This is a genomic window from Vibrio sp. AH4 (assembly GCF_030710545.1).
In the GTDB taxonomy this organism is placed as follows: Bacteria; Pseudomonadota; Gammaproteobacteria; order Enterobacterales; family Vibrionaceae; genus Vibrio; species Vibrio metoecus.
The window spans coordinates 2,078,961-2,105,897 of sequence record NZ_JALAIV010000001.1 but is presented as its reverse complement, the minus strand read 5'-3'; the positions used below and the strand labels follow the sequence as shown (position 1 = coordinate 2,105,897).

Below are 26,937 nucleotides of genomic sequence, written 5' to 3'. Positions count from 1 at the left end.
GATTTTCAGATCCTCATCACTATTTAGCGTAGATAATTTTTTTCGATACGCCAAAAATTTTTTCTTAGTTTCATCTAAAAATCAGAGAGTTGTTGGCCTAGTTCCACATTCAAATCATAAAAAACAGGCTCCGAGGAGCCTGTTATCATCTGACTTGAAGCGAGGTGCTCTCTGGCTTAGTCGCGCAGAGCCGCACCATATTGTGCAGAGACTGCCTGCACAATCGCCTCTACCGCTGCTGCGATATCAGCCTCTTCAAGCGTGCGTTCAACAGATTGAAGAGTCAGTGCAATCGCTAGACTCTTCTTACCTTCTTCAACACCTTTACCGACGTAAACGTCAAACAGTTTCGCGTCTTTCAGTAGCTCGCCACCCGCAACACGGCATGCTTCAACGATGTCGCCAGAAGCAATATTGCCATCAACCACCAAAGCGATATCACGACGGTTGGCTGGGAACTTAGAAATCGCGGCGGCTTCTGGGATCACGCGTGTGTTGATCGCATTCCACTCGATCTCGAACACGATAGTGCGGCCATTGAGGCCAAACTTGCGCTCAAGCTCTGGGTGAACGGTACCAATCACACCAATCGCTTTACCATCAACCACAATCGCTGCCGCTTGGCCAGGATGCAGTGCTGGGTGCTTAGTGGCCGCAAAGCTGTATGCTTTGCCTTTGGCTGTCAGTTCAAGAACCGCTTCCAGATCGCCCTTCATATCGAAGAAATCAACGGTTGCCGTTTCCATATTCCAGTGCTCTTCACCACGAGCGCCAGAAATCACACCCGCTAGCATTGGCTCTTGGCGCATGCCATTTTCTGCTGCTGCATCAGGGATAAAGCGCAGACCATATTCAAACAGACGAACACGAGGTTGCTGACGCTTTTGGTTATGAACCACAGTATTGAGCAAACCTTGGATCAGGCTCAAACGCATCGCCGACATTTCAGCTGAAATTGGGTTTGGCAGGATCAGTGCATCAACACCCGGTACAACCAGTTTTTGCTGCTCAGGCTCAACAAAGCTGTAAGTAATCGCTTCATGGTAACCACGGTCAACCAGCAGATCGCGAACACGCTTCAGTGGTAGTTTCGCTTCATTGTGCAGGTTCATGTTCAACGCTGCGACAGGCGCTTGGTTAGGAATGTTGTTGTAACCGTAGATGCGGCCTACTTCTTCCACCAAATCTTGCTCGATAGCAATATCAAAACGCCATGTTGGCGCAGTCGCTTGCCAGCCTTCTGCGATAGTCGCCACTTGCATGCCCAGACGCTCAAGAATTTCTACCACATCCGCATCAGGAATCGCATGACCCAGCAGCTTGTCGAGTTTGCTACGACGCAGTGTCACTTGGTTTGGTTTTGGTAAATCGGCGACGGATTCTGCTGCTACCACTGGTGCAACTTCACCACCACAGATCTCAACTAACAGCTGTGTAGCGCGCTCCATCGCTGCGTGTTGCAGAGCATAGTCCACACCACGTTCAAAACGCATGGAAGAATCCGTATGCAGGCCGTAGCTACGTGCACGACCACGAATATGGTCTGGCGCGAAGAAAGCACACTCTAGCAATACATCTTTAGTGTCAGTGCTGACACCAGAATGCTCACCACCAAACACACCGGCAATCGCCAGCGCTTTTTGTTGATCAGCAATCACTAGCGTATCTGCGTTCAATTTGGCTTCTGAACCATCAAGCAGAGTCAGTTTTTCATCTTGCTCAGCCAGACGAACCACGATTCCGCCTTCAATCTTCGCCAGATCAAACGCGTGCATCGGCTGACCTTGTTCCAGCATCACGAAGTTAGTGATATCAACCACCGGATCGATAGAGCGGATCCCACAACGACGCAGTTTTTCTTGCATCCACAGTGGGGTTTGCGCTTGAACGTTCACGTTCTTCACGATACGACCAAGGTAACGTGGACACGCCGCTGGCGCTTTCACGTCAATCGCAATCGTATCATTGATGGTTGCTGCAATGGCATTCACTGCAGGAGCCGTCACGTCCGCACGGTTCAGTACGCCCACTTCACGAGCCAGACCACGGATGCTGAAACAGTCCGCGCGGTTAGACGTCAGATCGACATCGATAGTCACATCGTTCAGTGACAGAAAATCGCGGAAATCCATACCAATCGGTGCGTTTTCAGCCAGTTCCATGATGCCGTTCGATTCAACATCAATACCTAGCTCAGAAAACGAGCACAGCATACCGTGTGACGGTTGGCCACGCAGTTTGGCTTTCTTAATTTTGAAATCGCCTGGCAGCGTTGCGCCTACCGTTGCAACCGCAACTTTCAGGCCTTGACGACAGTTGGCAGCACCGCACACGATGTCCAGAAGCTCTTCTTCGCCTACATCCACTTTGGTTACGCGCAGTTTGTCAGCATCTGGGTGTTGAGCACACTCAACCACCAGCCCCACTTTTACGCCATCGAACACACCAGCCACAGCCAGTACGTCATCCACTTCCAGACCCGCCATTGTAATTTGGTGGGTTAATTCGTCAGTGGTAATTGTTGGGTTAACCCACTCACGAAGCCATGATTCGCTGAATTTCATTGTATATACCTCTTGGGAACCCTGAATTACTTGAACTGTTTTAGGAAACGCAGATCGTTTTCGAAGAATGCACGCAGGTCATTCACGCCGTAGCGGAGCATAGTTAAACGCTCAACGCCCATACCAAACGCGAAGCCTGAGTATTTCTCAGGGTCGATGCCTACGCTGCGCAGTACATTGGGGTGCACCATGCCGCAGCCTAGCACTTCTAGCCATTTGCCGTTTTTGCCTTTCACATCCACTTCCGCTGAAGGCTCAGTGAACGGGAAGTAAGACGGACGGAAACGCACTTCCAAATCTTCTTCAAAGAAGTTGCACAAGAAGTCATGTAGGATGCCTTTCAGCTGTGCGAAGTTAACGTTTTCATCAACCAGCATACCTTCCACTTGGTGGAACATTGGGGTATGCGTTTGGTCGTAGTCGTTACGGTAAACACGACCCGGCGCGATGAAACGCAGTGGCGGTTGACGCTCTTCCAGAGTACGGATTTGCACGCCAGAGGTGTGAGTACGCAACATCAGCTTCGGATTGAAGAAGAAAGTATCGTGATCGGTACGCGCAGGGTGATCTGCGGCAATGTTCAGAGCATCGAAGTTATGGAAATCATCTTCGATTTCAGGGCCAGACTCTACAGTAAAGCCAAGCTCACCAAAGAAGCTTTCAATACGTTCGATAGTACGAGTCACTGGGTGCAAACCACCATTTTCGATACGGCGACCCGGCAGAGTCACATCAATGGTTTCAGCCGCTAATTTGGCTTCCAGTTCCGCACTTTGCAACGCATCTTTACGCTCGGCTAGCGCTTTTTGCACCGCTTCTTTCGCAACGTTAATTTCTTGGCCAGCAGTACGGCGCTCTTCCGGCGGTAGTTTACCGAGGCTTTGCAGTTGAACCGTCAGTTCACCTTTTTTGCCCAGATACTGAACACGCACTTCATCCAGTGCGACGAGCGACTCTGCAGCGTTAATCGCCGCGGTCGCATTAGCAATAATCTCTTGTAGATGTTGCATCGTTTCCTCGTCTGCCAATCAGCAGTTTCCTTTAGGAGCCCGAGTAGGTTTCTTTGGAAGTCGTAAGACCGCCAATAGTGTTACCGTAAGGGATTCTTGGGGTTTTCAAATAGCTGTACATAGTACCGAAAGCGAGGATTAAAGCCAAATTGAAATCCATCGTGTATGCATTATTGGTGCATTATTCATGCACTTGAAAAACCCTTTATCCGAGTGGGTGGATTGACAACTTGCTTGAGCATGCTAAAAAACACGCTCCGTCGTCGTAAAAACAGTCACAAGGAATCGCCATGACACTGGAAATTGTCCCTATCCAACCGGAATTTGATGCTGCTATTTGCCAGATTATTCAAAGCGTCGGCGCTGAATTTGGCGCGATTGGTGAAGGGTTTGGCCCTTCAGATGCCGAAGTGCTCGCCATGAGTCAACATTATCGTGAGCAAGATCGTAGCGCATATTTTGTTGCACTTTTAGATGGCAAAGTGGTTGGCGGTGGCGGCATTGCCCCTTTTGCTCACCATACGGAGCTGTGTGAACTGAAAAAACTGTTTCTGCTCCCCGCCAGCCGTGGACATGGCGTTGGGCGAGCGCTCAGTGAACATTGTTTGAATTTTGCGAAACAGCAAGGTTATTCAGAATGTTATCTGGATACACTGGCCAGCATGACCCAAGCCATTAAACTTTACCAACAACTTGGTTTTCAGCACTTAACACAGCCCATGGCAGGCACTGAACATAATGGCTGCGACGTATGGATGTTGAAATCGCTCGACTAAGCTACCGAATTAAAAGAACAAACACGATTTTTACCACCATGTTTGGCTAGGTAAACCGCCTGATCGGCCGCGCGCAGTAATTCATGATGATCCTTCATTTTGGGGTCGAATTCTGCGACGCCCATGCTAACACTACCTTGCCAACATAGGTTGCCTTCAATCGAGATCACATGTTGTTGAATCGCGTGACAAACTGCTTGAGCAATATGGACTGCGCCTAATGTATTCGTTTCAGGACAAAGCACCAAAAACTCATCACCACCTAAGCGACAAACCAGATCATCACTACGGAAGTGATCCCTCAGTGTGTGTGCCAACGTAGTCAAAACTCTATCTCCCACATCATGTCCATAGAGGTCATTCACCGCTTTGAAGCCATCAACATCCACCATCACACAAGCGAAAGGCTGACGATTATCTTGAGCAAGGCTCCAATGCAGTACGAGCTGACGCATGGCTTTACGTCGATTAGGTAAGCCTGTCAGGCTGTCGGTCATCGACAGTGCTTCGAGCTGACGATTGACTTGGTAAAGCTGTTGAGTGCGCTCAATCACTTTTTCTTCCAGTGATTGATTGAGTTTGACGAGTTCTCGATTACGTTCAGAGACTTGATCAAATAACGCATTAAGGGCATTGAGTAATGGCTCCGTCGCGGCATTTTTCTCTCGCTCCTCTTTAGCGTAGGCTTCTTCGGCACTCATGCCAGAGCGAATCGCAATCACTTGTCGCGCCATATTCTGATCGATACCTAAGATGTGGTACGCCAACCAATGGATCAAAAACTCCAATAGCTGAACGGCTGAACGGTCATCCACATCATGGATGAAAGCTTGCATGCTGAACACTTCAGACATAAAAGTGCGATGAACCTGAATGTGCTCTTCAAGATGACGATCGGAAATGCCGACCTCACGCATCAGCTTTTCTTCTTCTTTGAAATGATATTCGGAATAGCGGGACAGCTCGAATAACGCGAGACGGATCTCTTCTAGCGAGACGTGATTTTCAGCCAACAGAGAGCTATAGCGATTGACAATATTCACCAAATATTGGTGCTGCTCATCAACCTCATCCAACCCTGTTTCGAAGTATTGATCCCATTTGAACGATTGCATGCTCGCACTCATCTCTCTAGCGTGTACAACTCAATCACGGATAACCCTTAGTAAATTTAGGGCAATTGTAACTGGACACGGAGCAACCGACGTGATTCAACTCATAAAAACAGGAAAACGTTAGCAAATGCTAATTAAATCGAAGAAAAATCGCACCGAACATTGATGAATAGGGTTCTGAAATACAAAAACCCCGCTCAATGAGCGGGGTTTTGATTTGGAGCGACACACGAGGTTCGAACTCGTGACCTCAACCTTGGCAAGGTTGCGCTCTACCAACTGAGCTAGTGTCGCGAAATGGAGATGGTGCCCCGGGCCGGACTTGAACCGGCACGACTCGAAAGTCGAGGGATTTTAAATCCCTTGTGTCTACCGATTTCACCACCAGGGCACGCAAAATCTTTGCGATGGAAGACACCATCTTGTGATACCGCTTAACGCCATATCATTTAATTTGGAGCGACACACGAGGTTCGAACTCGTGACCTCAACCTTGGCAAGGTTGCGCTCTACCAACTGAGCTAGTGTCGCAATGGAGGCGCGTCCCGGAGTCGAACCGAGGTTCACGGATTTGCAATCCGCTGCATGGCCACTCTGCCAACGCGCCTCTGTAACCTCAGGCACTTGCTTGTTTCGCTGACTGCCTGACTACGGGAATGCATTCTACGCATTCGAGGTATTGAGTCAACACAATTTTTTTGCCTTTCTAATCGTTTGACTATTTAACGTGCAAAAACTCGATATTTGCTCACTTTATTAGCAAAAAAAGCCGCGTTTTTATGGAGATAACTGGATCTCAAGCTCAATCTTTTATCCAACACCCCTATCGTCCAACGATAAAAAAACGGGCTTTCGCCCGTTTTCTAGTGATGTTCTTCATTCAGTAAATCGTCTTTCGCCGCAGCGAGATATTGCACCATTGACCAATACGTCAGCACTGTTGCCACATAGATAGAAATATAACCAAGCCAAATCATCCAGTCGTCATAACGCCAGATGAGAACCCAGAGTGCAAACATTTGGGTCAGGGTTTTCACTTTTCCCACCCAAGACACCGCAACGCTGGCTCGTTTGCCAATTTCTGCCATCCATTCCCGCAGAGCAGAAATGATGATTTCACGGGCGATCATGGTCACCGCCGGAATGGTGATCCAGATACTGTGGTAATGTTCGGTGATCAGAATCAGCGCCGTAGCTACCAACACTTTATCGGCCACTGGGTCAATAAACGCGCCAAAACGCGAAGTTTGGCCTAATTTGCGCGCCAACATTCCATCTAACCAATCGGTGAATCCTGCGACCCAGAACACCATCGCGGCGACAAAGGGAGCCCATTCAAAAGGAAGATAAAAGGTCACTACAAAAACAGGGATCAGAAATAATCTGAGCAGGGAGAGAAGGTTAGGAATGTTGAAACGCATAATATATAGGCTCTTTTCGATGGCGCGTTAATGTTGCTGTATTTTTCTTATTGTTTCAATGCTTGATAAATGATTTCTGCCAACGCGTGACTAATCCCCGGCACTTTGGCGATTTCTTCAACAGATGCACGTTTCAATTCCTGCATACCACCCAAATATTTGAGTAGCGCTTGACGCCGTTTTGGCCCCACGCCTTCAATCCCCTCAAGCGTACTGGTACGACGGGTTTTTCCGCGCTGCGCTCGGTGTCCTGCAATCGCATGGTTATGGCTTTCATCACGGATATGTTGAATCAAGTGCAACGCAGGCGCATCACTCGGTAAATGGAACTCGTCACCATCAATGGTGATCAGTGTTTCTAAACCGGGTTTTCGTGTCACCCCTTTTGCAATACCTATAATTCTTGGGTATTTGGGCCAATCTTGCCAGCATGACGAAATGATTTCGTAGGCACGATTGAGCTGCCCTTTGCCGCCATCAATAAAAATAATGTCGGGAATTTTACTGCTATCAAGCTGCTTGCTGTAACGGCGCTCCAAAACCTGTGCCATTGCGGCATAATCATCCCCACCCGTGATACCCGTGATGTTGTAACGCCGATACTCCTGCTTTAACGGACCTTCTTGGTTAAACACCACACAAGAGGCGATAGTACTCTCGCCCATGGTATGTGAAATATCAAAACACTCCATGCGGGTAATCGTATCCATGCCGAGCTCTTCTTGCAGGGCTTTGAAACGTTGACCAATCGTCATTTTGTGATTGATTTTGGTGGTGATCGCCGTCAAGGCGTTGGTATTGGCGAGCCTCAAATAACGTCCACGCGTCCCGGTCGGATTGACATGAAAAGTGACTTTACGCCCTGCAAGTTCACTGATCGCGGTTTGTAGCGCCTCGGTTTCTTCGGTCAATCCTCGATTTAAAATAATCCGTGCCGGAATACTGCGAGCTTCACTGTGACTCAAATAATATTGGCTTAAAAAGCTCTCAAACACTTCGACCTGCGAGGTGTCACTTGGAATTTTCGGGAAATGGCTACGACTGCCCAGCACTTTACCTTGGCGGATCATCAAAATATGGATGCAAGCAATGCCATTTTCTTGCGCAAACCCGAGCACATCCAAGTCTTCCAAACTGTCGTCCGACACAAACTGCTGCTCTTGTACGCGGCGAATGGCTTGAATTTGGTCACGCGCTTTGGCGGCATCTTCAAAGCGCAGCTCACGGCTCGCCTGCTCCATTTTCTCAACCAGAATCGACAATACTTGATTGTCTTTGCCTTGCAGAAAAAGGCGCAGGTAATGGACGATCTCTTGATAGCCTTCGTCAGAAATCAACCCTTTAACACAAGGTCCGGCACAACGCCCAATCTGATACATCAAGCAAGGACGAGTACGGTTGCTGTACACCGTATCTTCACACTGGCGAACTGGGAATATCTTTTGAATCAAATGCAGGGTTTCACGCACCGCCCCCGAATCCGGATAAGGCCCGAAATATTCACCACGGCGTTTTTTAGTACCACGATGTGAGGAAAGTCGCGGGTGCTTGTGCGCACTTAAGAATATATAGGGGTAAGACTTATCATCACGCAGTAGCACGTTGTACTTAGGCAGATACTGCTTGATGTAATTGTGCTCAAGGATCAGTGCTTCCGTTTCGGTGTGAGTGACCGTCACGTCAATCTTGGCGATGTTGCTTACCAGAGCTTTGGTTTTTTCGCTGTCCAGATTCTTGCGAAAATAGCTGGTTAGACGCTTTTTGAGGTCTTTGGCTTTACCGACATAAATCACTTCAGCCTCAGCGTTGTACATACGGTACACGCCGGGCTGGTTGGTGACTGTCTTAAGAAAGGGGGCAGAATCAAACTGTGTCGACACTATAACTTCTCAGTATCTAAGATCCCGTGTCGGATAGCTAAGTGGGTTAATTCCACATCACCGTTGATATTCAGCTTGGCGAACAAACGGTAGCGGTAGCTGTTAACGGTTTTCGGACTCAGACTGAGCTGTTCAGAAATGTCCGTCACCTTCTGACCTTTCGTGATCATCAGCATGATCTGTAATTCGCGTTCGGACAGGTCAGCAAAAGGATTTTCAGACGCTGGCGAAAACTGGCTCAACGCCATTTGCTGCGCAATTTCTGGAGAAATATAACGCTGACCACTGTGAACGATACGGATTGCATTGACCATTTCATCCGGTGCCGCACCCTTAGTGAGATAACCCGCAGCACCCGCTTGCATCACTTTGGTTGGGAACGGATTTTCGGTATGTACCGTCAATACGATAATTTTAATGTCCGGATTAACACGTAACAGCTTCTTGGTTGCCTCTAAGCCACCAATACCCGGCATGTTCATATCCATTAAAATGACGTCTGCATGGTTCGCACGACACCATTTTACTGCTTCTTCACCGCTGTCAGCTTCCCCTGCTACTTTCATTCCACGGACGTCTTCAATAATACGTCGTATCCCTGTGCGAACCAGCTCGTGATCATCTACAAGGAAAACACTAATCAAACTTGTATCTCCACACTTATCTATTGGCTCTGCACCCACCGAGACAGTGGATTACAGCGAAGTTACCCCAACCAACGCGGGCAACTTTTCTCTCGTGAATATGATCTGAAACCTACACTTTAGCAAGCACTTATTTTTCAAAGTGTCGAATCGCACATGTGGCACATAAAAATCAATAAGTTAATGAAAATCATATTCGACCAATTGAAAGCTTTGGTGAATGTTTTCACTCATTTTCACCGTATGTTTTCAATTGTCTTGATCCGATGATTGGCCTTATCTGCCGACACAAATCACAATGCGATGTAATCAGCTTCACGATCAGTATAATGTGCCTGCGCAAAACTGTATGAGTGTCTATAAAGGTGAGTCAGATTGAAGATTGAACAAGGGTTTGTATTAACACGTCATGCTCGTGATGTGGCAGGACAAACCCAAATTGAACTTTGGCTTGCCACACCTTCAGGCCCTACGCAACTGATCATACGCGGTGAGCGCCCTGTGTTTTTTATTGAACAATCGGCTTGCTCAGAGACTGAATCTATTGCAGCGCCACTGGCCTTGCAGCTTTCGCTCTCACCCCTCGCCCTACACAGCTTCCAAGGCCAAGCCCTCACTGCTTGTTACACCACCACCATTCGAGATAGCCAAACCTTAGCGGAAAAACTGGCTCACGCGGACATTTTAACGTTCGAGGCCGATATCCGTTTGGCTGACCGTTTTCTGATGGAGCGCTTTATCCAAGGTAGCATCGAATTTACCGGTCAGATCACCGATTTCGGCCATTATCGCCAAGTTCAGCAAGCCAAATGTCGCCAAGGTGATTACCTACCGACGCTGAATATGGTGTCGCTAGACATCGAATGCTCCGAAAAAGGACTACTCTACTCCATTGGTTTGGATAGCCCGATGGACAGCCGAGTGATTATGATCGGCCAAGCGGAACCTGCGGAGACGCCAATTCAATGGGTCGAAGATGAATATCAGTTACTCAAGGCGCTTATCGCATGGTTTGAGCAGTTTGACCCCGATGTGATTATAGGTTGGAGTGTGGTGGATTTCGATTTCCGGCTGCTGCATAAGCGTGCGGAATTCCACAAACTGAAACTCACCATTGGCCGAGCTCAGCAACCGAGCTTCTTCCGCACGGCGAGCCAAACACAGCAAGGTTTTATCAGCATTCCCGGACGTGTGGTGCTCGATGGTATCGATACCCTAAAAACCGCAACTTATCATTTTCGTTCATGGTCTTTGGAGTCGGTCTCGCAAGAGCTACTCGGCGAAGGAAAAGCGATTCATAACGTGCATGACCGGATGGACGAAATTAACCAAATGTTTCGCCACGATAAACCCTCGCTCGCTCGTTACAACCTGCAAGACTGCGTGCTTGTGAATAAAATTTTTGCCATAACTCATCTGCTCGATTTCGCCATTCAGCGTTCGCGTTTAACAGGTGTCGAGTTAGACCGCATTGGTGGCTCTGTTGCCGCGTTTACCAATTTGTATCTGCCGCAACTGCACCGTGCAGGGTATGTGGCACCGAATTTACAACCAGAAAACTGGGTAGCCAGTCCCGGTGGTTACGTGATGGATTCGATTCCGGGGCTGTATGACTCGGTACTCGTGCTCGATTTTAAAAGCCTCTACCCTTCAATTATTCGCTCGTTTTTGATTGATCCACTTGGGCTGATTGAAGGTTTAAAACTGCCAATAGGCAAACAAGCTGATCACGCGGTTCCGGGCTTTCGCGGCGGTCAATTTCATCGCACCAAACACTTTTTACCTGAGATGATCGAAAAGCTATGGGCAGCGCGCGATGAAGCCAAACGCAACCAAGAAAAGGCTTTTTCGCAAGCGATCAAAATCATCATGAACTCGTTTTATGGCGTGCTTGGATCATCAGGCTGCCGCTTTTTTGATGCGCGATTGGCATCGAGCATTACCATGCGCGGCCATGAAATCATGATCCAAACAAAACAATTGATTGAAGCGCGCGGCTATCAAGTGATTTATGGCGATACAGACTCAACTTTCGTTGCGCTGGGTGGGCCGTTCTCTCAGCAAGATGCAGATAAAATTGGTCACACTTTGGTGAGCGAAATCAATCAATGGTGGACAGATCACCTCCAACAAGAGTATGCGCTAACGTCGATTTTGGAGCTGGAATACGAAACCCACTATCGCCGATTCCTGATGCCAACTATTCGCGGCTCAGAAACGGGCTCCAAAAAGCGCTATGCCGGTTTAAAAGGAGAGGGGGACAATGAACAGCTGATTTTTAAAGGTTTGGAAAGCGCACGCACCGATTGGACACCGCTCGCGCAACGTTTTCAACATCAGTTGTATCAATTGATTTTCCACGGACAGGATCCAGAATCCTATATTCGAACTATCGTAGAACAGACATTAGCAGGTCAATTGGATGAGCAATTGGTGTATCAAAAGCGCCTACGCCGACGGTTGCATGAATACCAAAAGAATGTGCCGCCGCAAGTGCGCGCAGCCAGAATGGCGGATGAAATTAATGCCAAACTCGGAAGGCCACTACAGTACCAGTACCGTGGCAGCATTGAATATTTGATCACCGTGAATGGACCCGAACCCAAAGAATATTCCAAAAGTCCAATGGATTATCAGCATTACATCGACAAGCAACTCAAACCAGTCGCAGACGCTATTTTGCCTTTTATCGGCAAACACTTTGACGAACTTATTGCACCTCAGCTGGGGTTGTTTTGAGCATATTACGTTCTTGCACGAATGCCACTAAATGTTCACGAGTGAGAGATTTACTATAGAACCAGCCTTGTACTGAGAAAGGGTATTCATCTCCCATCGCGTCTAATTGCTCTTGGGTTTCGACCCCTTCGACGACGGTTTCAAGCTCAAGGGAATGGGCAACCAACTGCAAATTGGCAAACACTTTACGGCCTTTTTCAGAGACCAAAGCCAGCACAAAGGAGCGGTCAATCTTGATCCCATCGACATCAAAACGGTGCAAATAGCTCAACGAAGAGTAACCGGTACCAAAATCATCAATATAAATTTTAACGCCGAGTTGATGGAGCTGATTAAATACCCAAGTCAAACGCTGTTCATCAGCCAGTAGACTTTCTTCCGTCAACTCAATGTGAATCAACCCAGCGACGGGACGAATGATCTCTTCAATCCGTGACATCACCGTTAAATCAACTAAGGTATCCGCCGTAAGGTTAATACTAACGGGAACGTAAACGCCCAACGCGTTGAGTTTATGAACATCCCGCACCGCCTGCTTTACTACCCATAAGTTCATTTCTTTCATCAGCCCCGCTTTGGCAAGCGAAGGTAAAAAAAGGGCTGGGGATAACACATTACCTTGTTGATCTTTGGCTCGAATTAAAGCTTCACATCCAATAACTCGCCCAGTGCGATGACAAACTTGCGGCTGATACTCTAGGCAAAACTCTTTGCTGCTCATCATTTGCAGTTGTTGCTCAACCTTCAATTGTTCACGCTCTTGTTTTTGCGCCAATGCAATCGGGTCATCTTGCAAGTGTTCCGCTTCTTCTTGACGACGGGTGTACATAGTATCTAGCGAAGGAATACGGATAACCTGCTTGCCATACTGTTCATTGAGTCGTAACACCGAAGGCAGATACAAAACACAACCAAGAAAAATGTTGAACAGTTGCAGTAACAAAGCGTGCCAGTCGCCATTCGTCGCAATCCACGCATTAAGAAAGATCGGACTATTAAACGGAACGGAAACCGTAGGATATGCCACCCATCCAGACGTGACCGCCCACAAAGACACCACCACGTTCATCATTGGTACCAACAAAAAAGGCAGAAATAATCTGGGATTCAAAATCAGTGGCAAACCAAATAGGAATATTTCATTCACATTGATAAACCCGATAGGAATACTCGCTAAGGCAAGCAATCGTATCGATTTTTGTTTACTAAACAGCAAAATTGATAACGCCAGTGAGAAAGTGGCACCACTGCCTCCAATAAACACAAAAGTGCCCATAAAAGACAGGTTCATCGGATACGGAGCACTTTCCCCAATCAATAAGTAGGACTCAGAAAGCAGACTCGCTTCTTGTAAGCGTTCCACTAAAGGTAGTAACGCGTAATAACCATGTACCCCGAAAAACCAAAGTAGGGAATTAAGGCTGGCGAACGTTAAGCCAAAGGAATACGGGTCATTGGCATAATCAAAATGCATTAAGCTCGCGAAGATTTGGCGCGTCACTGGGCCAAATAAAATTAAATTAATCGCCACCACCACAATCGAGGTCAAGGCAGCGGGCAGCACCAGATTGAGCGACTCTCGGACAATCGTGCCAGCGCTGTTAGAACGCGTTAAATGCAATGCGGGGTAACGCATCAGCCAAGCAATCAACGGAATAGCATACACAGGAGTGATCAGTGCCGTGACAATCTGAAACGTCGGCAGATTGTATTCGATACTGACCGATGCCGATGACACCACTAAGTAAACGATGCTCAGTAGCGCAATCGGAGGGCGTGGTAAATGCCAATGCATCGCTAAAAGATAAGAAATGGTCGCCGTCATCAAATAAGGGAACGTTTCGGCGATCACTTGGTTGGCACGGTATAACGCCAGTACCCATTCCGGGCGAGCACCGCTAAACAGCTCCCCCATACTGGCAATAAACAGCACAAAGGAAGAGATCATTAAACAGGGGATCAGCCATACCATTCCTTCGCGAATTGAATGCATGGACGAAACCAGATATTGAGAAATATTGGCCAGCTCGGTCTTTTTAGTGGGGGGGTGGCACTTATCAAGAATGGGCATGCTAGAGCAACTCGGAATAATACATAACTAAAAGTTAGCACAGCATTTCCTTAGTTAATAAACCGTTAAACTGTGCAAACTCATACTTATTGCAAATTCTCAAAAAAGACTAACCAATCCTGAATTCAGTTTTTTGATATTGAGACACTAACCACGGGCCAAAGCTATCAAGTAAACCAATGACCGAGCGTTTAGGAATCGCACGTGGGTTTAACAGCAAACCAAGGCGGTCAATTTCAAGCTGCTTCTCTGGATGATAACGTAGGAAGTGAGTTCCACACTCAATGGGGTCGTCAAACCACTGTTTGTCGCGATACATAATCAGTGAGTAACTGGCGCGCAGCAGTTTTTTTGCCACCATCTGCTGAGCCAAAATCTGCTCTTGCTCGCTAGAGGCTTTGGCAATTTTATCTCGGTAGTAGGTTAGCCAATCACCCACATCCATATTCCAATGTTTGGCGATTTCCCAACTCGGTTCGTAATGACCAAAACACTCCGCCAGATCATCGCCATATACACACACGCAGCAATGGCGCAGCATAAAACCCCAAGAGAAAATCGCCTCTAGCGTCGCGATCTCTTCAACGGTGGCCATTTTGATTGATACATCCGTGATCCACGGATAGCTTTTTTGAAAACGCCAACGAATCGTGTTGATTAAGGTGGCACGGTTCTCTTCAAAAGCGCCATGTGTGACCACCACCACATCCAAGTTAGAACGATTGGGTTGCGCCGTTTTGCGCGCCACACTGCCGTAAAGATAAATACTGTGTAGTGCCTGCCCTGCCCCTGCGCGCCAAAAACGTACCAAATCGGCAATCGCGCTTTGATATTCAGGTTGAAAAGGCTGTTTCGGGTCAATCACCGGCAGAGTCATACCGCTCACGTACTCACTTGATTTGCAGAGGCCTTATGTTCCACGATGCGCGGCTATCAATCAATAGCTCACCGTTTCATTGCTTAGCAAAGCACCACTCCGGTTAGCTCTTCATCATGCAACGCGTGAGACAAAACGCAACCTAAGGAGAGATATTCCTTTTCCCCTCATCCTTTAGTTATAATACTGCCACTTTTTACACGAAGGATATATTTCATGCCAAAGGCAAGTGAACTGAAAAAAGGTTTTGCCATCGTTTCTAACGGTAAAACTCTGCTGATCAAAGACATCGAAGTGACCACTCCAGGTGGCCGCGGCGGTTCAAAAATCTACAAACTACGTTGTACTGACCTAAACACAGGCGCACGCGTAGATGAGCGTTACAAATCTGATGACGTTCTAGATACCGTAGAAATGAACAAACGTCCGATCTCTTTCTCTTACATTGATGGCGATGAGTATGTCTTCATGAACAATGACGACTACACCCCATACAACTTCAAGAAAGATGAAATCGAAGACGAACTGCTGTTCATCACTGAAGAAATTCAAGGTATGAGCGTAGTATTGGTTGATGGTGAAGCAGTTGCGATTGAACTGCCATCTTCAGTTGAAATGGTGATTGAAGAGACGGATCCATCAATCAAAGGTGCTTCGGCCTCTTCTCGTACTAAACCAGCGCGTATGCCAACTGGATTAGTGGTTCAAGTTCCAGAGTACATTGCAACGGGCGATCGTATCGTTATCAATACTGCTGAACGCAAATTTATGAACCGAGCGTAATCTTATGGCTGAGCTAATTTCTATCGACGACACCATTGATACCGCATACGACATTTTCCTAGAGATGGCGCCAGATAACCTCGAACCCGTGGATGTGATTCTATTCACCGCACAGTTTGATGATCGCGGCGCGGCCGAAATGGTTGATGTGGGTGATGACTGGGATGATCAAGTGGGCTTTGAAGTCGATAAAGAAATCTACGCCGAGGTTCGCATTGGTCTGGTGAACGAAGAGAACGATGTGCTGGACGATGTGTTCGCCCGTATGCTGATCAGTCGTGACCCAGATCAGAAGTTTTGCCATATGCTGTGGAAGCGTGACTAAACTTCTCAACGCCAGCTTTCGAGCTGGCGTTGCTCTTTATTGACATTCCAAGATGTTAGATTGAGACATAAACCCAAGCCTTATCACAAAAAATTCCGCTAAACTTAACTCAAGTGCAATCAAACTGTGAGTTAGACGATGCGATTCATCCCATTGCTTAGCCTTATTTGTACTCTTGTGGCTTTTCCTAGTCTGGCTAATGAATACCGTTACGGCCCATTCATCAATTACGCCCAAGCGCCTCTCGCCAGCCATTCCCTTACTCCACAGCTACGCGACGGATTTTCACTCCCGCTGGATAGCCAAGAGCTGTTTGGTGGATTTTCTGCTGCCAGTATCTGGAGTGATAGTCCGGGTTATGAGGGTGATTTCTACCAAAACCAGTTCACCTTAGGTCTTAAATGGCAGTTTGCACCCCGTTGGCAGGCGGAGCTGAGCTATCGGTTTAGTCAGGCGTGGGATAACCAGTTGGATTCGCTGACCATGGGCTTTCATGACCTGTTTGGTCTGGATCAAAATGGGCGTGATAGTGTTGATAAACACCGTTTTCATATTGCCGTTCCAGAGCACAAGATTGCGTGGGATGACTTTTCTGGCTCCACTCTCAGCAGCGCCTTTTCTGTTTACACGCAGTACCAAATCCACACTTCCGAGCAGCATGGTCTTTCACTCGGTGCTACGCTCTATTACAACCAAAATGGCTTATTACGCTTAAACCGTTTTGAGCAAGCACTGCAACTGAACTACACCTATCAGCAGGACGCGCATCGAATTTATGGCCTGCTCGGCGTAGTTCATCACAATAGTGCGACAGGCACGCTACCAACGAAAAAATCGACCCTCACTCTGGCAGCGGGTTATGAGTACCAACTCAATACCAAGCACCACTTGTTTAGCTCTTTTCATTTTTATCAAGGCACAGTGGAAAGCCCCAAGGAGCTTGAGAAACCCGCAACAGAATATGTGCTGGGTTATCGCTACGTAATGCCATCTAGCGCCTTGGAGCTTGCGTTAACTGAAAACGTCTTCAGCACCGATAACAGCACGGATATTGCGCTGCACATCAGTTATCGCTATCGCTTGTAGGCGTTATCACTCAGTAAAATCTGCGCAATGTGGCAACTTACACACAAAAAGTTGCAAAACTTCGATTTCAAAGAAATGATTTGTCTATGCAAATGATTTTTTGAAAGAGTTGAAACTTGTCACCACGCTATCTGCAAATCAAACAATTTATGCTCGATAACATCGAGTCGGGTCGTTGGCCAGTTGGTTATCGTACCCCCACTGAATTGGAATTAACCGAGCAATTTGGTGTCAGCCGCATGACGGTCAACAAAGCGCTGCGCGATCTGGTCAGTGAAGGCAAATTACAGCGCCGACCACGTTTAGGCACCTTTGTTTGCGCGGCAGAAGAGAAAGCCGAATCACCTTTGCTGGATATTCGCAACATCGCGGATGAAATCCTCAGTCGCGGTAAACAGTATCACAATAAAGTGGTTGAACAGCGTGCGCTGAACGCCGATGAAGCTGTCGCCATCAAGCTCGGTGTGATGGTGGGTAGCCCAGTGTTTTACAGTGAAATCATTCACTACGCTAACGACATCCCAATGCAGCTGGAAGTGCGTTGGGTGAATAGCCGTTCGGTGCCACACTATTTGGATCAAGATTTTACCCAAATTACGCCCAACCAATATTTGTCGCAAAACTGTCCACTGAGCGCGATTGAACATACTGTAGAAGCCATTGTGGCCGATGCGCATGTCAAACAAGCCCTTTCACTTGCGGCTAATGAACCTTGCTTGCTACTCAATCGCCGTACTTGGAGTGGTGATAAGCTGATTAGCTCTGCCCTGCTCTATCATCCGGGTTCGCGTTATAAACTCAGCTCGAAAATTCTGTTCAACCAATAGTCCCACATGATCACATTTTCGCAACATTCAAGTTGCGAACTTTTACGCTTTCCACTATTTATTTGTATATACATTTGAAATGCCGATATCTGGATGGAAAGCGATGAATTGTGTGTTGACCGAAGCGCGTTTAGTAACCATGCAACCGGGCGTGCAAGGTTATCAGATAACCGAGCCGCAAACCCTCATCATTGAGCAGGGGCGCATTCAACACATTGGCCAACATATTGACCTTCCCAGCGATGCGCATCCTATCTCGTGTGCCGGCAAATTAGTTACGCCGGGATTGATTGATTGCCACACCCACTTGGTTTATGCCGGCAGCCGCGCCAACGAATTCGAGCTGCGTTTACAAGGTGTGCCCTACCAAACCATCGCCGCCCAAGGTGGCGGCATTCTTTCTACCGTGAATGCCACTCGTAAGGCCAGTGAAGAAGCGTTGATCGAACTCGCGCTACCGCGTTTGGATGGCCTGCTGCGTAGCGGTGTCACTTCCGTTGAAGTGAAATCTGGCTACGGTTTAACACTTAAGGATGAACTTAAAATGCTGCGTGCCGCCAAAGCGCTGGAGCAGCATCGCCGCGTCAAAATCACCACCACATTACTTGCCGCGCACGCACTGCCTCCTGAATTTCAAGGCCGTAGTGATGACTATATCGCGCATATTTGCCAAGAGATCATTCCGCTTGTCGCACAGGAACAACTGGCCACCAGCGTGGATGTGTTTTGTGAGTCGATTGGTTTTAGCGTGGCGCAAACTGAACGCGTGTTTCATGCTGCGCAAGCGCATGGCTTGCAAATCAAAGGTCATACCGAGCAGCTTTCCAACTTAGGCGGCAGCGCACTCACCGCTCGCATGGGTGGGCTCTCCGTTGACCATATCGAATACCTTGATGAAGCGGGCGTGAAAGCATTGGCGCAATCGAGCACGGTTGCCACCTTACTTCCCGGTGCATTTTACTTTTTGCGCGAAACCCAAAAGCCGCCGATTGAATGGCTGCGCCAATATCGCGTACCCATGGCCATCTCTACCGATTTAAACCCCGGCACCTCACCGTTTGCCGATCTGTCATTAATGATGAATATGGGCTGTACCTTGTTTGGCCTAACGCCAGAAGAGACGCTACGCGGTGTCACTTGCCATGCAGCACAAGCCTTGGGTTACGCCGCAAACCGTGGACAAATCGTAGAAGGCTACGATGCTGATTTGGCGATTTGGAATATCGAACACCCTGCCGAGCTGAGCTATCAAGTCGGCGTTTCTCACCTGCATGCTCGCATGGTGAATGGAGAGCTAAGCTATGAATCCTAATTTCACCACAGAGCACACTTGGCAAGGCCGCCATGATCCCGAAGATGGTCAAGCCGGGCGTCGTGTGCACCATATCGCTTGTCCCATTCAAGTGGGCGAGCTAGCGAACCAAGAGCCGGGTGTGGCGTTGATCGGCTTTGAGTGTGATGCGGGCGTTGCACGTAACAAAGGTCGCATCGGAGCCAAGCACGCGCCCAACCTTATTAAGCAAGCACTGGCCAATCTCGCGTGGCATCATCCCACCCCCATTTACGATTTGGGCAACATTTGTTGTGAAGGTGATGCATTAGAGCAAGCTCAGCAAGAATGCGCGCAAGTGATTCAACAGGCTCTGCCTCACGCGCGTTCCATCGTGCTCGGCGGCGGACACGAGATTGCTTGGGCAACCTTTCAGGGTTTAGCGCAACATTTTCTAGCAACAGGCGTAAAGCAACCACGGATCGGCATCATCAATTTTGATGCACATTTTGACTTACGCGCGTTTGAATCTGGGGTTGAAACAGCGTTCGTTCCAGTACGCCCAAGCTCAGGCACGCCGTTTAATCAAATCCACCATTTTTGCCAGCAGCAAGGTTGGGATTTTCATTACGCCTGCCTAGGTGTGAGCCGCGCCAGCAATACGCCCGCGCTATTTGAACGCGCAGATAAGCTAGGGGTTTGGTATGTTGAAGACAAAGCCTTTTCGCCTTTGTCACTCAAGGATCACCTGACTCAATTACAACACTTTATTGATGATTGTGATTACCTCTATCTCACCATTGATCTGGACGTGTTTCCAGCGGCCAGTGCGCCCGGCGTCAGTGCGCCTGCCGCGCGCGGTGTGAGCCTAGAAGCGCTTGCCCCCTATTTCGACCAAATTCTTCATTTCAAAAACAAACTGATGATTGCCGATATCGCCGAGTACAACCCGAGTTTCGATATCGATCAACATACGGCGCGCTTAGCCGCTCGTTTGTGTTGGGACATTGCTAACGCCATGGCCGAACAAGTGCAATCCATCCGTCACCCGTGAATCAAAAGGAGTCTCAACATGACACAGTCATCTGCACAAGGAACAAGACTGGACACTCAGCGCACCATTCGCGCCCCTCGTGGCACACAGCTGCGCGCCAAATCTTGGCTCACTGAAGCCCCACTTCGCATGCTGATGAATAACCTCGACCCCGATGTGGCTGAACATCCTCATGCACTGGTTGTGTATGGTGGCATTGGCCGCGCGGCGCGTAACTGGGAGTGCTTTGACAAAATCGTCGAAGTGCTGGAGCGCCTCGAAGATGACCAGACTTTACTGGTGCAATCGGGTAAACCGGTGGGGGTTTTCCCAACCCACAAAAATGCGCCACGTGTGTTGATTGCCAACTCCAACTTAGTACCACACTGGGCAAACTGGGAACATTTCAACGAGCTGGATAAACAAGGCTTGATGATGTACGGCCAGATGACGGCAGGTTCTTGGATTTACATTGGCTCGCAAGGCATAGTGCAAGGCACTTACGAGACGTTTGTCGCGGTTGCGAAAAAGCATTTCAATGGCGATGCCAAAGGCCGTTGGGTTTTGACTGGCGGCTTGGGCGGCATGGGCGGCGCGCAACCTTTGGCGGCGACGATGGCAGGATTCTCGATGATTGCGGTGGAATGTGATGAATCGCGCATCGACTATCGTCTGCGCACCGGTTATGTCGACAAAAAAGCCAACACGCTTGATGAAGCGCTCGCAATGATCGCCGATAACGATCGCCCAATTTCTGTCGGCTTACTGGGTAATGCCGCCGACGTCTTCCCCGAATTAGTCAAACGCAACATCACACCTGATGTGGTGACGGATCAAACCTCAGCACACGATCCACTCAATGGCTATTTACCACTCGGCTGGAGCATGGAAAAAGCCGCGCAGATGCGTCAGCAAAATGAAGCTGAAGTCGTCAAAGCCGCCAAAGCTTCGATGGCGATCCAAGTGCGTGCCATGCTTGATTTGCAAGCTCGCGGCGCTGCGACGCTGGACTATGGCAATAACATTCGCCAAATGGCGCTGGAAGAAGGTGTTACCAATGCGTTCGACTTCCCCGGTTTTGTGCCGGCCTATATTCGTCCCCTATTTTGTGAAGGGATAGGTCCGTTCCGCTGGGCGGCACTCTCTGGCGATCCGGAAGACATTTACAAAACCGATCAAAAAGTCAAAGAGCTGATCCCTGACAATCCACATCTGCATAACTGGCTGGATATGGCGCGTGAGCGAATCCACTTCCAAGGTTTACCTGCCCGTATTTGCTGGGTCGGTTTAAAAGATCGCGCTCGCTTAGGCTTAGCCTTTAACGAAATGGTGAAAAATGGCGAGCTCAAAGCGCCAATCGTGATTGGTCGTGATCACCTCGATTCAGGCTCAGTCGCTAGCCCGAACCGCGAAACAGAAGGCATGCTCGATGGTTCAGATGCGGTCTCTGATTGGCCGCTACTCAATGCGCTACTCAACACCGCAGGTGGTGCTACTTGGGTTTCGCTGCACCACGGTGGTGGCGTCGGTATGGGGTTCTCACAACATTCCGGCATGGTGATTTGCTGTGATGGCAGTGATGATGCCGCCGAACGTATTGCACGCGTGCTGCATAATGACCCAGCGACCGGCGTGATGCGCCATGCCGATGCGGGCTATGAGATTGCCAAACGCTGCGCGCAGCAGCAAAAACTCGATTTACCAATGCTCAACGCTGAGCTGGCCAAACTCAAGTGAGGAAAGAAACCATGTTGCACCTGATGATCAAACCCGGCCAACTCAGCTTAAAACAGTTGCGTCAAGTGAGCCGCTCACCCGTGGTGTTATCCCTCGATCCAGAAGCGATTCCGGCGATTGCCGAAAGCGCCCAAGTCGTCGAACAAGTGATCAGCGAAGGACGTACCGTTTACGGCATCAATACTGGTTTTGGTTTGCTCGCCAACACCAAAATTGCCCCACAAGATTTAGAAACGCTGCAAAAGAGCATCGTGCTTTCTCATGCTGCGGGCATCGGCGAGCTGATGTCGGATGAAACCGTTCGTTTGATGATGTTACTTAAAATCAACAGCTTGGCGCGTGGCTATTCTGGTATCCGTCTTGAAGTCATCCAAGCTTTGATCGAGCTCGTCAATAACCAGATTTATCCTTGCGTACCGAAAAAAGGCTCGGTTGGCGCATCGGGCGATCTTGCGCCGCTGGCTCACATGAGCACAGTGTTGCTCGGCGAAGGCCAAGCACGTTACAACGGCAAAATCATCTCCGGTCTGGAAGCGATGAAAATTGCGGGGCTAGAGCCAATTACCCTCGCCCCTAAAGAAGGGCTCGCGCTACTCAATGGCACTCAAGCCTCGACCGCATTTGCGCTCGAAGGATTGTTTGTGGCTGAAGATCTGTTTGCCTCCGCCACTGTGTGCGGTGCGATGTCGGTCGAAGCCGCTCTGGGAAGCCGTCGCCCCTTCGATCCGCGTATCCACCACGTGCGTGGGCACCGAACCCAAATGGATGCTGCAACGGCGTATCGTCACCTGCTCGATGTCAGCAGTGAAATTGGCCAATCCCACAGCAATTGTGAAAAAGTGCAAGATCCTTACTCTTTGCGCTGCCAACCACAAGTGATGGGCGCTTGCTTGCAGCAAATTCGAAGTGCAGCAGAGGTGTTGGAAGTCGAAGCTAACTCGGTTTCTGATAACCCACTCGTGTTTGCCGAGGATGGCGACATCATCTCAGGCGGCAACTTCCATGCTGAACCTGTGGCCATGGCAGCGGATAACTTGGCGCTGGCGATTGCTGAAATTGGCAGTCTCTCCGAGCGGCGTATGGCACTGCTGATTGACAGTGCGCTAAGTAAACTACCGCCCTTTTTGGTCGACAATGGTGGGGTGAACTCCGGCTTTATGATTGCCCAAGTCACGGCAGCCGCCTTAGCCAGTGAGAACAAAACCCTCGCGCATCCTGCGTCAGTCGACAGTTTACCCACTTCAGCCAACCAAGAAGACCATGTTTCCATGGCGACGTTTGCCGCGCGCAGACTGCGTGATATGGGCGAAAATACTCGTGGTATTTTGGCGGTGGAATACCTTGCAGCAGCACAAGGATTGGATTTTCGTGCACCATTGAAGTCCTCACCACGCATTGAGGAAGCAAGGCAGATACTGCGTGAAAAAGTACCGTTTTACGATAAAGACCGCTATTTTGCGCCGGATATCGAAAAAGCCAATGCTCTGCTGCAACTTGCCGTACACAACCGTTTAATGCCCGATCAGCTGCTACCAAGCCAGCATTAAGTGACTGACAAATCAACATTTCAAGAGCCCTACGGGGCTCTTATACTTAAATCACTTGAAGTGGCGAAAGAACATATCCACTGGATAGACCAATCATCGCAAGATTCTGTCCTATAATGCGCGCAGTTTAGTTGAGATAGCGATAACCATGTTCCTGACTGCATACCATTCAAATCAACAGCACCAATTTCAATTTACTCGCCAACAGGCTAGCCACTTTGCCAAATTGGTCGCGGGTGATTTCAACCCCATCCATGACGAAGACAGTAAACGTTTCTGCGTACCGGGCGATCTGCTGTTTGCTGTATTGCTGCAAAAAGAAGGCATTAGCCAAAAGATGCGTTTTGATTTCTCTGGCATGGTGAGTGATGGCGTTGCTCTGCACATTGAAAATAAGTGTCAGCGTGAAAGCGCAGTCGTGGATGCCAGCGGCAAAGAGTATCTGCACATGTCACGTGAAGGTGAAGTCAACCGCAACCCTGCTTTTATTGAGCATGTGGTGACCAGCTATGTGCAGTTTTCTGGCATGAACTTCCCGCACATCATGGTGCCGTTGATGGAAGAGCAGCAGATGATGATCAACTGCCAGCGTCCACTGGTGATTTATGAATCGATGGAAGTGGAATTTACCCGCCTTGATCTCACCCATCCAGAAGTAGAGTTTGCGGGCGCGACCTTTGATGTGGATGGCAAACGCGGCTTAGTGACACTCAACTTCGTGTTTAAAGATGAAGGACAAGTGGTCGGTAAAGGCCTAAAACGTATGGTCGCCAGCGGTTTAAAACCTTACGACCAAGCGGAAATCGATGATCTCGTCAACCGTTTCAATGAGCGCAAAGAGGCTTTTCTCAGCCAAATTGAGCAAGCGGCATAATTCGCAGAGCATCTAAGTCTAATGCAAAAAAATAACCCGCGGGCAGCGGGTTATTTATATACATCTAGGCAGAAATACGTCTTCTAAATAAACATAATAGAGACAAAAATAGCGTTAAAAAATTAAGACTTCCCGCTGAATCCGTGTTAACCGTACTTGTTACCGTTGTTACCTCTCCAACTTCTGAAGAACTCGGCTGAGCGATAATAATCGGTATTTCATTGTAATAAAGTTTTTCAATAAAAGCTGCATCTTTTCCCGAAGCTACGCTTTGATCTTTCACATATCGAAACTCTAATGTATTAAGATCCTCAAGTAATGCAACACTATAAATCGCATTACTGAAACCTTCTAATTCTTTTTCCAACTTACGATTAATATAAATTTGCAATTTATCCGAATATTCAGCAGACACGTTCATTTGAATGAACAAACTACCCTTAGGTATTCCTTTAACAATTAATGACGAGCTATCACCATCACCAGTAACTCCTGAGCGAAGAGCATTGTTCGGTAATCGCTCCCAGCCATTTTTAGTAGTTAGAACAGATGTTTTAGGTAATTCAAAAAGTGCCTCAATTATTTCTTGGTTTGCACTTCTCAATGTTTGAAACTGAATATTAGACTGTTTAGCTACAGGTAAACCATTATCTAGAATATTTGCATTAATAGTATACTGATATATTTGATAAAAGTTAGGAGAAAATCTAACGTCGATATTACAGCTTTCATCGGGACGAAGCATACGGCCAGAACAATCGTCGTTGATAATAGAAACCAAAGATCGAGGATTAGTCGAGCTGTTAGATATTTCTATATCTATGAAATTAATAGGAATATCACTGAAATTGTTATAAACCAAGCTATGTGTAAAAGGGGCTAATGGTACAGGCTCTAAATAAACATTGCTTTCATAGCTAAAACCACGAATATGGTCGCTTATCCAATCAGTAAAATAATTTATATTTGTATATACACTATAAGTATTATCAGCAGCACAGACTTGAGGCCCCCAACTTACAATACCTAGTTGTACACCACTACCAGCCAAAACTATTGGGCCTCCAGAATCCCCTCGGCACGCGGATTTCTTATCTATTGACCCCGCACAAAAGTTCTCAGAATCTGGCTGATCTGTTATTCCATATGGGTTGTAACCAGACATGGTTCGATAACACTCTGATTGTTCTATCAGAGCCACATCTGCGTATTGCAAAATCGACTCACTGGTATTCCAAGGCCACCTAATAGGGCTAGTACTTCCCCAACCTGCGACTTTCAATGGCTCGCCAATATGATCTGAAACTCGTGTCGAACTATCAGCAATAACAATAGGCGGTGCTTGAACCTCATTCTCTAATTCTAGAACTGCGATGTCATTGAGCAAATTCTCATGCACATAATCTTCGTGAAGATAAATACGACGAACAGCAACTCTTACACCTTCATCATTTTCATTAATTAAGTTATTTATACCTATAATCGCATCTAAATCCTTCGCTTCTTTTGAGGCAACACAATGAGCAGCAGTCAATACATAACGTTTGCCCAAGAAACTGCCACCACAAAACTGACCGACAGATGCAGTTTGACCGCGTTCGACCAAAGCCACAATAGAGGGCCATTCACCAAGAAGAGCATCCGAACCATTAATAATATAAGGTGATACATTTTCAATTGACACTGGATAAACCGTTGCCGGAAAAAACAGTGACGCGATAGAACACGCTAACAACGAAGAAACCTTTTTCACAACTAGCCTTTTCATTAGTAATAAGTATCATTTGAGGCGCGAGATATTACTAGAATCAATAAAAAAATCATGCGCTATTGGTACTATTTTTATTAGTTTGTGAAATGAATCAGCATATTCAGAACAAAGTGTTCATCTACTACAACCAGCGTCTCACTCGCTTTTTGTAATGTAGATAGGCTTCGCCAAACTTGGCTTCTAGAATCCGCTCTTCAGGCTCGATTTGGTATTGATTCATGTACAGCAAAAAACCGCCAACTATCACCAAGCTAAGAGCGTTTTCTTGCCAGTAAGCAAGCCCAAACAACAGGAGCAGTAAGCCGAGATACATAGGATTGCGGCTGAGTGCAAAAACGCCGCTGTCTACCACAGTGGCCGCGAGATCCGGAGCCATGGGGTTCACCGTCGTTTTAAAACGACGAAACTCCAACAAACCTGCAATCCCCCAGAAACCTGAGCTGCAAAAACAGAGCGCCATGACTAGGCTTGGCCACGGTAGTGTAATGGTTAACGTTGGAAAGAGAATGGAAGAGAGATGAATCAACGCCAAGGCCACCAGAAAAACCGCGACTGGAGGAACCTTTAATTCTAAATTTTTCATAATC

General features: G+C 47.9%; 21 protein-coding genes and 4 tRNA genes. 11 read left to right on the top strand and 14 right to left on the bottom strand.

Going from position 1 to position 26,937, the window contains the following annotated elements; all coding sequences use genetic code 11:
- Positions 1-176: 176 nt before the first annotated feature.
- Positions 177-2,564, bottom strand: coding sequence for a phenylalanine--tRNA ligase subunit beta (gene pheT / locus MKA69_RS09890; RefSeq protein ID WP_305847938.1), 2,388 nt, complete (start codon positions 2,562-2,564; stop codon positions 177-179).
- A gap of 26 nt (positions 2,565-2,590) precedes the next feature.
- Entirely contained in the window at positions 2,591-3,574 is a 984-nt protein-coding gene (pheS, locus tag MKA69_RS09885) for a phenylalanine--tRNA ligase subunit alpha (RefSeq protein WP_001164217.1), read from the bottom strand.
- A 290-nt stretch (positions 3,575-3,864) separates the two neighbouring features.
- Here pheS and MKA69_RS09880 point away from each other — a divergent pair, with 290 nt between their 5' ends.
- On the top strand, positions 3,865-4,350 hold the full coding sequence (locus MKA69_RS09880) for a GNAT family N-acetyltransferase (protein WP_000171437.1): 486 nt from the start codon (positions 3,865-3,867) through the stop codon (positions 4,348-4,350).
- Here MKA69_RS09880 and MKA69_RS09875 read toward each other — a convergent pair.
- From MKA69_RS09875 to uvrY, 8 genes are all read right to left on the bottom strand, one after another.
- The gene (locus MKA69_RS09875) at positions 4,347-5,465 is read right to left on the bottom strand and encodes a GGDEF domain-containing protein (protein WP_055034428.1); all 1,119 of its coding nucleotides are present in this window, start codon (positions 5,463-5,465) and stop codon (positions 4,347-4,349) included. The two genes, MKA69_RS09880 and MKA69_RS09875, sit on opposite strands and share 4 nt — an antisense overlap.
- 218 nt (positions 5,466-5,683) lie before the next feature.
- Positions 5,684-5,759, bottom strand: a tRNA-Gly gene (locus tag MKA69_RS09870).
- Between the two features lie 10 nt (positions 5,760-5,769).
- Positions 5,770-5,856 (bottom strand) — tRNA-Leu (locus MKA69_RS09865).
- Positions 5,857-5,920: 64 nt separating this feature from the next.
- Positions 5,921-5,996 (bottom strand) — tRNA-Gly (locus MKA69_RS09860).
- A 2-nt stretch (positions 5,997-5,998) separates the two neighbouring features.
- A tRNA-Cys gene (locus tag MKA69_RS09855) sits at positions 5,999-6,072 on the bottom strand.
- A 256-nt stretch (positions 6,073-6,328) separates the two neighbouring features.
- Complete coding sequence (gene pgsA, locus MKA69_RS09850) at positions 6,329-6,886, bottom strand: CDP-diacylglycerol--glycerol-3-phosphate 3-phosphatidyltransferase (RefSeq protein WP_001211977.1); 558 nt, start codon at positions 6,884-6,886, stop codon at positions 6,329-6,331.
- 47 nt (positions 6,887-6,933) lie between these two features.
- Positions 6,934-8,766: an excinuclease ABC subunit UvrC gene (uvrC, locus tag MKA69_RS09845; protein WP_305847937.1), complete on the bottom strand. Its 1,833-nt coding sequence runs from the start codon at positions 8,764-8,766 to the stop codon at positions 6,934-6,936.
- Positions 8,766-9,410: a UvrY/SirA/GacA family response regulator transcription factor gene (gene uvrY, locus MKA69_RS09840; RefSeq protein WP_001902713.1), complete on the bottom strand. Its 645-nt coding sequence runs from the start codon at positions 9,408-9,410 to the stop codon at positions 8,766-8,768. Before uvrY ends, uvrC begins: the two co-directional genes overlap by 1 nt.
- A 375-nt stretch (positions 9,411-9,785) precedes the next feature.
- Here uvrY and MKA69_RS09835 point away from each other — a divergent pair, with 375 nt between their 5' ends.
- Positions 9,786-12,149, top strand: coding sequence for a DNA polymerase II (locus MKA69_RS09835; RefSeq protein WP_305847936.1), 2,364 nt, complete (start codon positions 9,786-9,788; stop codon positions 12,147-12,149).
- On the opposite strand, the gene MKA69_RS09830 is transcribed toward MKA69_RS09835, so the two are convergent.
- Together MKA69_RS09830 and MKA69_RS09825 are read right to left on the bottom strand one after the other, a co-directional pair.
- Positions 12,121-14,142 (bottom strand): PTS sugar transporter subunit IIC/EAL domain-containing protein, encoded by a 2,022-nt coding sequence (locus MKA69_RS09830; protein ID WP_305847935.1) that lies wholly within the window; start codon positions 14,140-14,142, stop codon positions 12,121-12,123. The two genes, MKA69_RS09835 and MKA69_RS09830, sit on opposite strands and share 29 nt — an antisense overlap.
- A gap of 187 nt (positions 14,143-14,329) precedes the next feature.
- The gene (locus MKA69_RS09825; RefSeq protein ID WP_055028597.1) at positions 14,330-15,097 is read right to left on the bottom strand and encodes a nucleotidyltransferase domain-containing protein; all 768 of its coding nucleotides are present in this window, start codon (positions 15,095-15,097) and stop codon (positions 14,330-14,332) included.
- Positions 15,098-15,313: 216 nt separating this feature from the next.
- On the opposite strand from MKA69_RS09825, the gene yeiP reads away from it, so the two are divergent.
- The 9 genes from yeiP to MKA69_RS09780 all read left to right on the top strand — a co-directional run bounded on the left by yeiP (position 15,314) and on the right by MKA69_RS09780 (position 24,579).
- Positions 15,314-15,880: an elongation factor P-like protein YeiP gene (gene yeiP / locus MKA69_RS09820; protein WP_001123593.1), complete on the top strand. Its 567-nt coding sequence runs from the start codon at positions 15,314-15,316 to the stop codon at positions 15,878-15,880.
- 4 nt (positions 15,881-15,884) lie between these two features.
- Complete coding sequence (locus MKA69_RS09815; protein ID WP_000818873.1) at positions 15,885-16,205, top strand: HI1450 family dsDNA-mimic protein; 321 nt, start codon at positions 15,885-15,887, stop codon at positions 16,203-16,205.
- Between the two features lie 138 nt (positions 16,206-16,343).
- Positions 16,344-17,291 carry a DUF3187 family protein gene (locus MKA69_RS09810; protein ID WP_001211039.1) on the top strand — a complete coding sequence of 316 codons (948 nt, stop codon included), beginning with the start codon at positions 16,344-16,346 and terminating at the stop codon, positions 17,289-17,291.
- A 116-nt stretch (positions 17,292-17,407) separates the two neighbouring features.
- A complete protein-coding gene (gene hutC, locus MKA69_RS09805; protein WP_305847934.1) occupies positions 17,408-18,118 on the top strand; it encodes a histidine utilization repressor in 711 nt (236 codons plus the stop codon).
- Between the two features lie 103 nt (positions 18,119-18,221).
- Complete coding sequence (gene hutI / locus MKA69_RS09800) at positions 18,222-19,430, top strand: imidazolonepropionase (RefSeq protein ID WP_305847933.1); 1,209 nt, start codon at positions 18,222-18,224, stop codon at positions 19,428-19,430.
- Positions 19,420-20,442, top strand: a complete 1,023-nt coding sequence (gene hutG / locus MKA69_RS09795) for a formimidoylglutamase (protein ID WP_305847932.1) — start codon at positions 19,420-19,422, stop codon at positions 20,440-20,442. The genes hutI and hutG overlap by 11 nt, the downstream gene beginning before the upstream one ends.
- 18 nt (positions 20,443-20,460) lie before the next feature.
- Positions 20,461-22,158 (top strand): urocanate hydratase, encoded by a 1,698-nt coding sequence (hutU, locus tag MKA69_RS09790; protein WP_305847931.1) that lies wholly within the window; start codon positions 20,461-20,463, stop codon positions 22,156-22,158.
- 11 nt (positions 22,159-22,169) lie between these two features.
- Entirely contained in the window at positions 22,170-23,705 is a 1,536-nt protein-coding gene (hutH, locus tag MKA69_RS09785) for a histidine ammonia-lyase (RefSeq protein WP_305847930.1), read from the top strand.
- Positions 23,706-23,853: 148 nt separating this feature from the next.
- Entirely contained in the window at positions 23,854-24,579 is a 726-nt protein-coding gene (locus MKA69_RS09780) for a DUF3581 domain-containing protein (RefSeq protein WP_000480153.1), read from the top strand.
- Between the two features lie 64 nt (positions 24,580-24,643).
- On the opposite strand, the gene MKA69_RS09775 is transcribed toward MKA69_RS09780, so the two are convergent.
- Both MKA69_RS09775 and MKA69_RS09770 read right to left on the bottom strand, forming a co-directional pair.
- A complete protein-coding gene (locus MKA69_RS09775) occupies positions 24,644-26,332 on the bottom strand; it encodes a trypsin-like serine protease (protein ID WP_305847929.1) in 1,689 nt (562 codons plus the stop codon).
- Positions 26,333-26,471: 139 nt separating this feature from the next.
- Complete coding sequence (locus MKA69_RS09770; protein ID WP_000792733.1) at positions 26,472-26,933, bottom strand: isoprenylcysteine carboxylmethyltransferase family protein; 462 nt, start codon at positions 26,931-26,933, stop codon at positions 26,472-26,474.
- Positions 26,934-26,937: the final 4 nt, after the last annotated feature.

Coding starts and splice junctions, on each gene's coding strand:
- pheT (WP_305847938.1), bottom strand. CDS start 2,564: ATGAAATTCAGCGAATCATGGCTTCGTGAGTGGGTTAACCCAACAATT.
- pheS (WP_001164217.1), bottom strand. CDS start 3,574: ATGCAACATCTACAAGAGATTATTGCTAATGCGACCGCGGCGATTAAC.
- MKA69_RS09880 (WP_000171437.1), top strand. CDS start 3,865: ATGACACTGGAAATTGTCCCTATCCAACCGGAATTTGATGCTGCTATT.
- MKA69_RS09875 (WP_055034428.1), bottom strand. CDS start 5,465: ATGCAATCGTTCAAATGGGATCAATACTTCGAAACAGGGTTGGATGAG.
- pgsA (WP_001211977.1), bottom strand. CDS start 6,886: ATGCGTTTCAACATTCCTAACCTTCTCTCCCTGCTCAGATTATTTCTG.
- MKA69_RS09830 (WP_305847935.1), bottom strand. CDS start 14,142: ATGCATTCAATTCGCGAAGGAATGGTATGGCTGATCCCCTGTTTAATG.
- MKA69_RS09825 (WP_055028597.1), bottom strand. CDS start 15,097: ATGACTCTGCCGGTGATTGACCCGAAACAGCCTTTTCAACCTGAATAT.
- yeiP (WP_001123593.1), top strand. CDS start 15,314: ATGCCAAAGGCAAGTGAACTGAAAAAAGGTTTTGCCATCGTTTCTAAC.
- MKA69_RS09815 (WP_000818873.1), top strand. CDS start 15,885: ATGGCTGAGCTAATTTCTATCGACGACACCATTGATACCGCATACGAC.
- MKA69_RS09810 (WP_001211039.1), top strand. CDS start 16,344: ATGCGATTCATCCCATTGCTTAGCCTTATTTGTACTCTTGTGGCTTTT.
- hutI (WP_305847933.1), top strand. CDS start 18,222: ATGAATTGTGTGTTGACCGAAGCGCGTTTAGTAACCATGCAACCGGGC.
- hutG (WP_305847932.1), top strand. CDS start 19,420: ATGAATCCTAATTTCACCACAGAGCACACTTGGCAAGGCCGCCATGAT.
- hutU (WP_305847931.1), top strand. CDS start 20,461: ATGACACAGTCATCTGCACAAGGAACAAGACTGGACACTCAGCGCACC.
- hutH (WP_305847930.1), top strand. CDS start 22,170: ATGTTGCACCTGATGATCAAACCCGGCCAACTCAGCTTAAAACAGTTG.
- MKA69_RS09780 (WP_000480153.1), top strand. CDS start 23,854: ATGTTCCTGACTGCATACCATTCAAATCAACAGCACCAATTTCAATTT.
- MKA69_RS09770 (WP_000792733.1), bottom strand. CDS start 26,933: ATGAAAAATTTAGAATTAAAGGTTCCTCCAGTCGCGGTTTTTCTGGTG.